General features: G+C 43.4%; 11 protein-coding genes. All 11 read left to right on the forward strand.

Features of this window, described 5'->3' with window-relative positions:
• Positions 1-340: 340 nt before the first annotated feature.
• Positions 341-1,876: a hypothetical protein gene (locus D6694_12755; protein RMH37994.1), complete on the forward strand. Its 1,536-nt coding sequence runs from the start codon at positions 341-343 to the stop codon at positions 1,874-1,876.
• Positions 1,877-2,042: 166 nt separating this feature from the next.
• Positions 2,043-4,124 carry a hypothetical protein gene (locus tag D6694_12760; GenBank protein ID RMH37995.1) on the forward strand — a complete coding sequence of 694 codons (2,082 nt, stop codon included), beginning with the start codon at positions 2,043-2,045 and terminating at the stop codon, positions 4,122-4,124.
• Positions 4,125-4,136: 12 nt separating this feature from the next.
• Positions 4,137-4,418, forward strand: a complete 282-nt coding sequence (locus D6694_12765) for a hypothetical protein (protein RMH37996.1) — start codon at positions 4,137-4,139, stop codon at positions 4,416-4,418.
• On the forward strand, positions 4,405-5,124 hold the full coding sequence (locus tag D6694_12770) for a hypothetical protein (GenBank protein ID RMH37997.1): 720 nt from the start codon (positions 4,405-4,407) through the stop codon (positions 5,122-5,124). Before D6694_12765 ends, D6694_12770 begins: the two co-directional genes overlap by 14 nt.
• A 14-nt stretch (positions 5,125-5,138) precedes the next feature.
• On the forward strand, positions 5,139-6,059 hold the full coding sequence (locus D6694_12775) for a hypothetical protein (protein RMH37998.1): 921 nt from the start codon (positions 5,139-5,141) through the stop codon (positions 6,057-6,059).
• A 64-nt stretch (positions 6,060-6,123) separates the two neighbouring features.
• Positions 6,124-6,501: a hypothetical protein gene (locus D6694_12780; GenBank protein ID RMH37999.1), complete on the forward strand. Its 378-nt coding sequence runs from the start codon at positions 6,124-6,126 to the stop codon at positions 6,499-6,501.
• A 15-nt stretch (positions 6,502-6,516) separates the two neighbouring features.
• Positions 6,517-7,215 carry a hypothetical protein gene (locus D6694_12785; protein ID RMH38000.1) on the forward strand — a complete coding sequence of 233 codons (699 nt, stop codon included), beginning with the start codon at positions 6,517-6,519 and terminating at the stop codon, positions 7,213-7,215.
• Between the two features lie 4 nt (positions 7,216-7,219).
• The gene (locus D6694_12790) at positions 7,220-7,981 is read left to right on the forward strand and encodes a hypothetical protein (protein ID RMH38001.1); all 762 of its coding nucleotides are present in this window, start codon (positions 7,220-7,222) and stop codon (positions 7,979-7,981) included.
• Positions 7,981-8,418, forward strand: a complete 438-nt coding sequence (locus D6694_12795; GenBank protein ID RMH38002.1) for a hypothetical protein — start codon at positions 7,981-7,983, stop codon at positions 8,416-8,418. The genes D6694_12790 and D6694_12795 overlap by 1 nt, the downstream gene beginning before the upstream one ends.
• Before the next feature lie 400 nt (positions 8,419-8,818).
• The gene (locus D6694_12800) at positions 8,819-10,813 is read left to right on the forward strand and encodes a hypothetical protein (protein ID RMH38003.1); all 1,995 of its coding nucleotides are present in this window, start codon (positions 8,819-8,821) and stop codon (positions 10,811-10,813) included.
• A gap of 1 nt (position 10,814) precedes the next feature.
• Positions 10,815-11,405, forward strand: a complete 591-nt coding sequence (locus D6694_12805) for a hypothetical protein (protein RMH38004.1) — start codon at positions 10,815-10,817, stop codon at positions 11,403-11,405.
• The last annotated feature ends 3 nt before the right edge of the window (positions 11,406-11,408 follow it).

Below are 11,408 nucleotides of genomic sequence, written 5' to 3' on the forward strand. Positions count from 1 at the left end.
GGGAGTAAATCCTGCAAACAAAACAACCTGCACTCCCAATTCTGGGTGTTCTGCTTGTACAACCAATCAGTCGATTTTGACAATTCAGGCGACATCAGCCGCAGCTGGGAATAGCTATTATGTTCGCTGCTGGGCGCATACATCGGCGGGTTTTCCCTATGATGGTTATTCGACAACAAAAACAATCACGGTGAATCCGTTACCTGCTACTGGGGGGAATAATTTACTTACCCTGACGGGCGTTACTTAGTTTTAGATACATATGATAGTTCATAAACATCCAGATAAAAGCGTTAGGGAAGCTGGTAAGAAGTTAATGGACCTGAAGAGGAAAAATCCGATGGTCTATAAGCAGGTTTTTCGTCACTTAATTCTTACCGACCTGTGGTTTCTGATTAGAGTGGTGTTGGGCTGGCACTGGTTTGATGAGCACCTGCACGGTAAGATTTTAATGCGTCATTGGTTTGGGAATCGTGGCGAAAAGGAAGAACGGGACAAGTTGACCCTAATTCCTCGTGGACATATTAAGACAATGATGCAGCAAGCTCGGCTTGTGCAGTATATATTAAGGTTTCCCAATCGGGCTGTTTTAGTTGCGTCTGGTACAGAGGATTTAGCCAAGGATGTTGGGCGGGCGATTAGCACTATATTGAAGGACAACAAGATTCTTCAGGAGCTTTTTCCTGATATTTTGCCCAACTCAGATAACCCGGCAAAGTTTTGGGGTGCTAAGGGATACTCACTTCCTAATAGAAAGCCTAGGACGGACCCAACACTTTATTGCTGTTCAACGAAGACAAACATTATTGGTCGGCATCCTGATTTAATCGTGTGGGATGATATTGTGGTTGATAGAAATAATAATCCGGCCGGCCGAAAGGAGGTTTTAAATTTTGTTAATCAGTGTAAAGCTTTGCTTCCTCCTCATGGATGGATAGAGGCGCTGGGGACTCGTTATAGTGACGCAGATATTTACAATGATATTATTGAAAAGAAGGTTTTGGGGAATCGCGGGTATTTTGATTGCCTGATAATGAGCTGTTATAAAAACGACGACCCGAATCAGGGCCCGATTTTCCCGTCTAAGGTACGTTGGAATGCTCCGCCAGATTGTGTTTCGGGTTTTAGTATTGACCTTCTGGAAAGAAAACGAATGGACATGGGGGCGTTTTTCAATGCCCAGTATAGAAACGATCCGGTTCCTGAAGAGGAGCAAATACTGGATTGGCGTAATATTCAAACCTATAAGAAGGGGGAGGAGCCGCCATTTTCTAAGTGTTTTAATGTAGCAATTGAGATAGAAGGGGGCGGTAAGCCAATATACGAGGTAATAAAGGAATATGCCGAGGAGATGTCCATTGACATTCCACTACTTCCCATTAAGCGTCGTCGCCAGGTGGGGGTGAGTAAGCATGACAGGATAATATCGGGTCTTGAGGCCATAGTTAATAATGGTCGTCTTTTTCTGCAGGACTGGATGTTCGGTGAGGATATTCATGACACAGATTCCCTGGTTTATGAAATCAGGAGAATCGGGGCGGCAAAGCACGATGACATTGTGGACTGTTTAAACAACATTCAGGAATACCTGGTTAAGGACCTATATCCCGCAAAGGGTCAGCCGGCGGATATGTACATGTCGGTGGACCTTGCCTATTCGGAGAAGAAAACTTCAGATTACACGGTTATTATGGCTGTGGCTGTTGACTCTGACGGTCAATATTGGGTTCTTGATTATGACAGATTTAAAATTAAAAGCCCTCGGGGAATTGCTGAACGTGTGATTCGTTTCTACAACAAGTGGAATGCAGTTGCCGTTGGTGACAATGCAGATTTTCGAGGGAAGAATTTTGCAGCGACTTACAACTTTTCATAGGAGGATGAAATATGCCTAAGGATATAGCACAGGTCAAAAGAAGTAAGCCCCCGAAGGGTGCTGGACCTAAAATAATTCAGAACGATCAGATGATGTATAAGCAGGGATCTTCCACTAGGAAGAATCCTAAGCCCAAAGAGCATGTAGTTGAATAGGAGACAGGGCCTTGTCACGTTCTGACAGAGAACAAAAAATTGTAAATGCAATCAATAAGATTGTAAAGGACCACGAAGAAGAGACGACAGAGTTTCGGGCCCGTGCCCGAGAAAACTACCTTATGTTTGTTAAGGGGTCTCGTTTTAAGGGTAAGGAACCGTGGCAGGCCCAGTTTTCTATTAATAAGCTTGAGTCATCAATTAGGGTTGCGGCCGGCAGGCTTAAATCTATTCTAATTAACAATCCTAATTGGTTTAGTTTGGAGCCGAGAAATCCTGATAACCCTGTTGCGGTGGAACTCGCTCAACCCCTTGAGCGGCTTTTAAAGTATTATCTCGATACTGCACGCTTTACCAGGGTTGCCGGCACGTTTATCCTTCAATCTCTTATTTCCTTGGGGAGCATTGTTGTAGGATGGCGACAGAAGCTTATTCCGAATCCTCGTTACATATTAGAGGAAGCTGAAAAGCTTAGAGCAGAACAGCAGCGCAAGCTTGCCAATCGGGTTGACAACCCTGCTCCTCCGCCTGAATTACCTTCGGATGATTTTCTGAGGGAGTTGGATAAGGTTACAGATGAATTAATAGGTGACCTAACTGGAGAATCCACGAGTGCCTCGATAAAAACTCCTAAATTCATTCAGGTTGGTTGTTTAGATTTAAAGGTTCCTAATCCTGAGAAGGTTGGTTGGGACACGTCCGTGCAATATATGGATGAGTCGCCATTTAATTTCTTTAAAACCGAGGTTCCGCTTTGGTGGATTAGAGAACAGGCTAAAAATGGGGTATTTAAAAAATCAGCTGTTAAGAAAGTTTCGCAAAAAAGCTTAGATGCAAGTAGGGCTATTCAGCGTTCTGTTTATAATCGGGTTAATGATGCTAAGAAGGCTAATCTAATTCCTCTGACTGTGTATTTTGGTCCGCTTATAATAGACGATAAAGTTGAAGACCCTTATTACTATGCTGTAATAGCTCATGATAGTGTTATTTTGAAGGATGGCACTTATCCTTATTGGGAGCCCCCGGGCCATCAGCAAACGCCAATGGTTAACATGGCCCCACGTGAAGTTCCACAGAGAGCCACAGGCGCTGGCATTGGAGAAACGGCGGCTGGCCTGCAGAAGGCCTTTGATGCTTTGGCCCAGATCCAATTTGACCAAACTCTCTTTTCAGTTGCGGGGCTTAACATAGTTAACATCACTGACCTGGTTGATAAGAGTGTTATTGAAGAAGGAATTGAGCCAGGTAAATGGCTGGTAGTAAGGAATAAGCCCTCTGATGTTTTTGAGCGTGTAAAACTGACTAATGATGTTGAGCGTCAAGTGCTTCCCATGCAGGAGCAATTAAGACTTGGCATTCAAGAGTTGACACAGATTTCTGACCTGCTCTCAGGTTCTGCAAACCTAAGAAGCCGCACGTCGGCCACAGAGGTGGCAAACAGAACACAGGGCGCTGAACAGGCTGTTAGTGATATTGCAATTGACCTGGAGCAGGGCTTTTTGATTCCTACATTAGAGAAGTGCTTTGCCAGGGTTCTTCAGTTTGGGTTATTGGAGCTTGAGTCTAATCCGGAGATTAAAAACATTTTATCTCCTGCTGATATATCTAAGCTTAAAGACCTTAATGAATCTGATAGGATTAATATTCTAAATCAGTTTTATTCTTTTAAGATTCGTGGCTTTTCTTATAGTCCAAATAGAATAGAGGAGGTTCGAGTTTTAAATGAGCTTTTACAGCTTGCTAATTCTGGTGGTCCTGTTGGACAGCTTCTTCCGATGGTCGATGTACTTAAGGAGTGGTTTAGAAAGAATGATATGCCTGAGTTAGCGGATAAAATAAATCCCAACACTCAAACTGCTCAAATTACCGCAGAGAATCAGTTGCTCATTTCAGGGAAAGCTGTTCCTGTTAGTGAGAGTGACGATCATCAGTTACATATTGAACTTCAAAGTAGGTTGGCTGTGTCTGGCGCTGCCACACCTGAGTTGATGCAGCATTTACAGGCACATCAACAAATGCTTCAGCAGATTGAGGCCATTAAAGAGGAGCAGAAGCTCTTGGGGCGTACTAATGGAAGGGGCGTTACTCAATAACGCAAAGTAATTATGCAAAGAACCAAAGATGAACTAATGGCTGATAAGCTATCAGCCCTCCATGACAATAAGAATTTTCAAGATACCTATGGCAAATGGATAACCCAGGGGGTTGAACATTCCCGGATAAAGTTAGCCCAGGCCAGGGGGCTTGAAGATATGGCACGTGCACAGGGGGAATATAGTGCATTTTTAAGCTTAGTGCTTATGGCCGAACAGGTCTTTACAAGTGCTAAGTCGGCTAAAAATAAAAGACGAAAAATGATGGAGGCTGATGACAATGAGCGAAAATAATGAGCAGGTAGGGGCAGAGCAGTCCCAGACTGTTGAACAGGCAGATAATAGTGCTTCGACTACGGAGCAGGTAGAAGAGCAGAGCCCTCAAATTCCTGAGGAAAAAATTAAGGAAGCTGCTATTCAAGTTAAAAAGGCGCTTGAAAGTGACATAGAAAAAACGGCAGCCGCTAAAGCCGATGAGATTTTGAAAAATAAGCTTAAGAAGCTTGTTGGGGAAGAAGAGGAGCGTCCAAATCAGATTCACGAGTTTTTTGAAAAAGATCCGGAAACTCTTCTTTCTTCTCTTGTGGAGTTATCGACGCAAAAAGCCAAGGAGGAGATAACTGAGGCACAGAAAAAAGAGCGAGCTGCTGTAGAAGCTATAGCAGCTGTTGCGAGTGAGTATCCTGAGGTCACTGAATATGTGAATAAGGGATATGCTATAGCTCCGCTTGAGGAGATACAAAGGGAGCATCCTGAGTGGTCTTATGATAGACAGGTCAGGGCTGCGGTAGAAAAAATGGCACAGGATTTGAAATTGAAAAAGCTTTCAGATGAAGAGAAGCAGTTACGTGCCAGGCAGTCGGCTATCCCGCCAGTAGGTGGGGTACCAATGTCTGGTGGAGTTGATTTTAACCCAGAGGCATCCGCCCAAAATTTTGTGAAAGCCCTACAGGAGGCTCACAAAGCTAGAACTATTAAGGGCTATGCCAAAGGCAAATAGGAGAATAAGTAAAAATGGCAAATGATACCTGGGGAGGTATGTCGGCCTCCATTAACGTAAATGAGCTTACTGAGTTGGTGCGCCATGCGGCGCAGCCGCAGCAGGCCATGTCTCAGCTTGCTAACCCTCCGACAGGTAGGGCTTTAGGGCTGGGCCGAGGTGACACCGTTCAGTATACTTTCTTTCCAAACATGACCACATCTGGTGGTGAGCTGGATGAGAATGATACAATTCCGGCCGGTTCAATCACACCTGTGAAGGCGACCTACACCGTTAAGGAGTACGGTAATAGTCTAACATGGACTGGGAAGCTTGAGGATTTAAGCAGGCTCACCCTTGAGGACTCTTTTATGAAGGCCCTCATGGATGATATGCAGAAGCTTATGAATACGCAGGTTTATAATCAGGCTAAACTAACTGATTATAAGGCTGTGTTTAATTCGACTGGTGATGAGTTTGTAACCAACGGCACGCCCACCAAGACGGCGGATCAGGATTTAAGCTTAGCTAACCTTTCTTTTGTTAGAAGGAAGGCAAAGGCTAATAATATCCCGCTTTATGATGGTGAGTCGTATGTGTATGTTGCGGATATTGATTCGTCTCACTCCCTTCAGGATGATTCGGCCCTCACTGATATCCTTCGGGAGGATTCTGGTAGGGCTGCCCTTAATGGCGAGATTGGTCGTGTTAAGGGTTGTAGGGTTGTTGAAGACAATCACAAGCTGGCTAAGGCCACAGGCTCTCTTGGTGAGGGATTCCTGTTTGGCGCTGATGCGGTAGGACATGAGGTTGCCCTTCCTTGGGAGATTCGCAGAGAAGTTAAGGATTTTGGGCGTTCAATTGCTGTGGCCTACTATGGCATTATGGCCTGGTTTAAGATTATGGATCAGACCACTCACAGTCAAGAGCACATAATCCATGTAACATCTGCGTAATGTGATTAGATAGGGGGCTACGGCCCCCTATATATTTAGTTTCTTAATTAGGAGACCTTTAGAGATGAGTAAATATGCTAATTCGGTGCAGGCGAATCTCGATCTGGCTGCGCATGGAACGGCTGCTGATAATACAAATTTAGCAGCGGCTTGTATAGTTCCGGCCGGCAAGGAGATTGAGATATACAATCTGCAGTCATTTATTACAACTGGTTCTGGCGCTAGCGATACAATTGAGCTGGTGAGAAGTGATGATGCCACTACCCCTCTTTGTGATGTTGACATTAACACCACTGGGGTAAATGAATCATCTGCCTCGTTTCCGATTGTTGTATCCAACACAGGGTCATCTGATATAGCCCTGGTATTCCGTTCAAACGGTGCGTTGGGTAGCCCCGTGGGCAGTGTTATTGCACACTTTAGCAAGCCGGCAATAACATAATTAAGGAGTTAAATCTTGGCAACATATCAAACCCTACGTGATAGAGCTTTAGCCCTTACGGGCAATACAGGCGTCACGGATATCACCACGGTTGCCGAGTATGGACTCGAAGAGGCGATGAAGTATGTCGCCTCTCGGGTCTATCTTTTTGACCTTATTAAGAGCGCAACATATACATGGCAAAGTTCGGACACTTCCGTTTCTATTGAGGGAAGTTCTGGATTTAATGCATCGGACTATTCAACTCCGGTTAGGCTGTATGTGAATGACATTCCATATGATATGTTGGAATACTTCACATATAAGGACCTAAAGAAAATACCCGGTACAGAGAGACTTTATGTCACAGAAATAGACTCTGTTGATGCTAGACCTTCGAAGGCTTTTGCCATTAATCCCAGCAAAGAAATTGAATTAGACCCAGTGAGTGCTGGGGATGTTCTAACGTTGTACTACAAAAAACAGCCAGCTCCATACGGTGATGGCACGGGTACTCCGGAAATACCATCTGAGTATGATCACATCCTGGTTAATGGGGCGATTCTTTATATTCAAGCCTTTATTGAGATGCAGGAAGTTGGTCAACAGGGAGTTGTAAACATTAGGACTCTCTTATCGGCTTTAGATCCTGATATTAGAGAGCTCGATATTGAGCTTAATCATAAGCGTGCTCGCACGCATGCAAAAATAAGTCATAAGTTTTGGTTGAGGTAATAACATGGCAATCCAGCCCAAGAATGATACAGCCATAAAGGTTGACACTATCACGGAAAAAACAGCGAGTAATGGTGTTAGCATTGAGGGTGTTATATTAAAAGACTCTGCTATTAACTATGGTGGAACGTCTTCTGGCTCTGCTAACGCTCAGGCCATTACCTCTCCTGCTATATCTGCATATACAGCGGGTATGATGATAAGCTTTATATCCGGTTTCACTAATACAGGTTCCACCACATTGAATGTTAATTCATTAGGGGCTAAGACAATCAAGGATCAATTGGGCAATACCCTTCGGGCTGGCATGCTTCAGGCCAACACTCCTTATGTAGTTATTTATGATGGGACCGATTTTATTCTTCCAGTAAGGGGCGGTAGGCAGATAAAGCAAATAAGCCAATCAGCTGATGGTAGTCTTAGAACAACGTCCTCTACCACCTTCACGGCTATGAACGCTTCAATTAGCCTATCGCCTGTTAGCGGGGACTATGTAAAGTTAACTGCTAATTTATCATGTAGTGCTCCCAATCTTGGCGATACTATTACTTTTACATTTTATGAAGCAGGTAGTGCCGTAGGAACAAGCAGAATAATAGAAGTGCCTAGTGCCGGTAATAATGGACGCGAGTTTACTGTTTCGTTTAGTGAGTTACTAACATCACCAACAGTTGGCACTAACACTTATGATGTATATTGGAAGTCCGATAATGGAGTATTGGTGTCGTCCCGTTGGATAGATGTTACGGGGGAGGTTCTTGGGTAATGTCCTTTACCCCAGCCTATAGAGTTGTAGCCACAGACACTGATACTAATAAATTTTGGGTTGCCTGCAATATGCCATCTGCATCGGCTGTTAATGCGGTCGATATGGATGTGAACGGCATTCCCACTAAATTTTCCGATGGTATTGGCTTTATAGTCCCGACAGATTGCACGCTTGTTAAGATGTATTGTACAAGCATGGTTTCCGTTTACACGGCATCAGGGACCGAAAGTATAAAGGTGTCTAAGAATGGGACGGTGGTGTTAACAGCGACGTCATCTACTATAAGTGCGATAGGGAATTACAATTGGTCCACAACCGGTTCTGTGAGTTTTGCTGCAGGAGATAAAATTTATTGTGCCGATGCTTTATCGCTTTTGGCTAACTTTACTAGGCGTAGTGCAGCTGTTATGGAATTTTCTGTCACGGTGGTGTAAACATGGGCCTTTATAAACCGAACGAAAAAATCACAACAGTTTTTAGTCATCCTACAGCAAAAACAGGAATCACTAATTTTACAACTTATTTTTATTCAGATGGAAAGTCGCGAACGATTTCATCTTCAATTAATGAAATATCAAACGGATTATATGAATTTTCTTTTACCCCCGATGAGGAGGGGGTATGGGATGTATTTATTGAGGAGACGGGGGATTCAACAAGTAGGGTTGCTAACTCTTTTTTAGTGAAGTCAGTGTTCGATGCTAATGTAATGCAGAACGTTGGGGAGGAGAATTCACTCCCAGGGAATATTAGTTTTATTAGAAATACGTTAATAACTGTGGAGTCTTTATTGAGAAGCATATCATCTCAATTGCTTAGATTGTAGAAGGGGAAATGATACAGGAAGAAGAGTATATCGTTAGCGGTGGGTTACAAACCCTTAAGGCTGATATAGATATTGATGCTAACGTTGCCACTCGAGTTAATACCCTAGATTATCTTTTATTAAAAAACGCCCTACCTGACGTTAGAATTGGAGCTCTTGTGAAACGTTCCGGGTCTGTTAGCGAAGCTATTGGTGCAGTAACGGGCATTCCAAATGCAATGATAGAAAGACTTTCTGGGACGTCAACTGGATTATTACCCACTAAGAGAGAATTACTTTTATCGTTCTCCGGTTCTACATGGAAAACCCTTTCGTCGGGCTCCTGGGTGAGTGTGACTAAGTCAACCCACACTAGTTTTAATGCCACTAAACAATATCAATTCGCACAAATAGGTAATAATGTTTTTATTGCTGGCGGTAGACCAGCTAAATGGGGAGGGGTTGGAAACACTATTGAAAGGGTGGGAATCCCCGCACCTACATCGGCTCCTTCTTTAGCAGTTGGTTCAGCGACGGGCCTTACAGGGACCTTTCAATATATGTATACTTGGGTTAATTCCACAACGGGTCTTGAGTCCGATTGGTCTCCTTTAGGGTCTATCACTGTAAGTAATCAGAAGGTTGATATAACCCTTCCCACAACAGCTCCTGCAGCTGATGGTGTAGATACCAAGAGGCTTTATCGCACCTTTGATAATGGCAGCTTGTTTTATAAAGTAGCAGATATAGCGTTAGCTACAGCCACCTATACGGACTCCACGGCTGATGCGGATTTAGGCGCTGCATCTGATAGCCTGGGGAATAAAGCCCTTCCACCAGAGGATGTATTTATAATAGAGGCTTTTAATAATCATATTTGGATGGTTGATGGGAGCAACCCTTATCTACTTAAATATAGTAAGCCATATATTGGAAACGACAACGATTTAGAGTATTTTCCAACTACAAATGTTATTAAGTTTGATGCACCTATTACAGGGTTGGCCAGAACGCCTGGTCGACTTTATATTTTTCATCCTCGAGGGATTAGTGCTTTAAGCGGATTTAGTAACGCTGATTTCACAGTAGCGCCGGTGGTAAAGGGGGTTGGTACTGTTTTTCCAAATTCAATTCAAGTGCACGGGCAGAGCGTCTTCTTTTTGTCGGAGTCTGGTGTTAAGGAATTTAGCGGTGGTATAAAAGACGTTTCTTTGCCAATTGATAGGGAGTTAATCCCAATACTAGAGTCGGAATACAACAATAATGTTTATGTGTCCAGTGCTTGGAACACTCGTTATAAACAATATGTGATTAGCATATCAGCACAGTCTACTGCAGGCGCTCCTTGGATAGTTTCAGACACTGGAGTTGTCGCAGATTGGGTCGATTCTTCCACTGGACTAGATGCAGAATGGGAGGATGCTCTAAGTCCTGGTAGCGAAGAAGTTAATCGATTTAGGATGTGGGGGTATAATCCTGTAATTGGCACATGGACAGAGTATTCATTTTCACAGATATCAGATTTAAATAACGCTGGGGCATATGCCACCTTTTTATATCATCCGCATCCATCGAGTGATTCATTGGACCCACTTCAAGATGTAACATATTTAGGTTTTTTCGATGGCACTAATGCTAGTGTCTTGGGGTGTTTTAAGAACAATGCATCGAAAGATGATAGCTCTAATGTTGTAGCTGAGGTTTTAACCTCACAAATTTCTCCAGGAAGAGATGGTGGAGGATATAAACGGTTTATAAGCCTTGTGTTTAAGGGGGCCTATTTAGACCCATCGAATAATGGCAGTAGCTTGCAATATGTTATGGATTTAAGCGATCCGCATATTAGGGGCTTTGTCTCATCTCTCAAAAACTTTCAGGGAGGTGGGGACAGAAAGGTCTTCACTACACAAAAGGGGAGATTTGTTCATTTGTATGTAAAAGATGATACGGCAAATTCTGATAATATTATGTTACAAGATTTTTCAGTTCAGTTTAGGGAATTAAAGCAGAGAGAGGGAAGATAAAATGGCAGCAGGTGTAGCATTTTCTAGCCCCGATGGGAAAACCATTCAACAGATTAATGAAGAGGCTAGAAGGAAACAAAAAGAGCAGCAGCAGTTAGATTTTAAGAATAGCTTTAATCAAATACAGGGATTAGTGTCTCCTCTTGTGGGGCAACCTCCATCCACTGGTGATGGTTTATCCTTAAGCGATTTAGCTAAACAGGCCACAGAAGGCAGTATTCAATCATTTGACAGGGCTGCTAACCGTCTTAGAGAAAGGCTTGAGTCCCAATCTGCCGCAGCCAAGGATACCCTTTTGTCTCAAAATTTGGGAAGAGGGTTAGGAGCATCGGGCCTAACAGCTCAGGGCCTTACCAATCTTGAGTTAGGAAAGTTAGGCGCTCTTTCTGATGGCCTTGTAGGCCTTGAGTCTCAATTTGAGAGAAGCAGGCTTCAAGGGATACAGGAGGCTATTAATGCTTTACAATCCCAGCATTCCAGTGATTTAGATTTTAGAAAATTATTAGTGAATAGTATTATTAACCTACTTCTTGGCGCTAAAGGAATTGATGCAAACATTTTAGCCGCAGCAAGTAAGGTGGGAAGCTTTTAAGGA

This window comes from Gammaproteobacteria bacterium, assembly GCA_003696665.1.
GTDB lineage: Bacteria > Pseudomonadota > Gammaproteobacteria > Enterobacterales.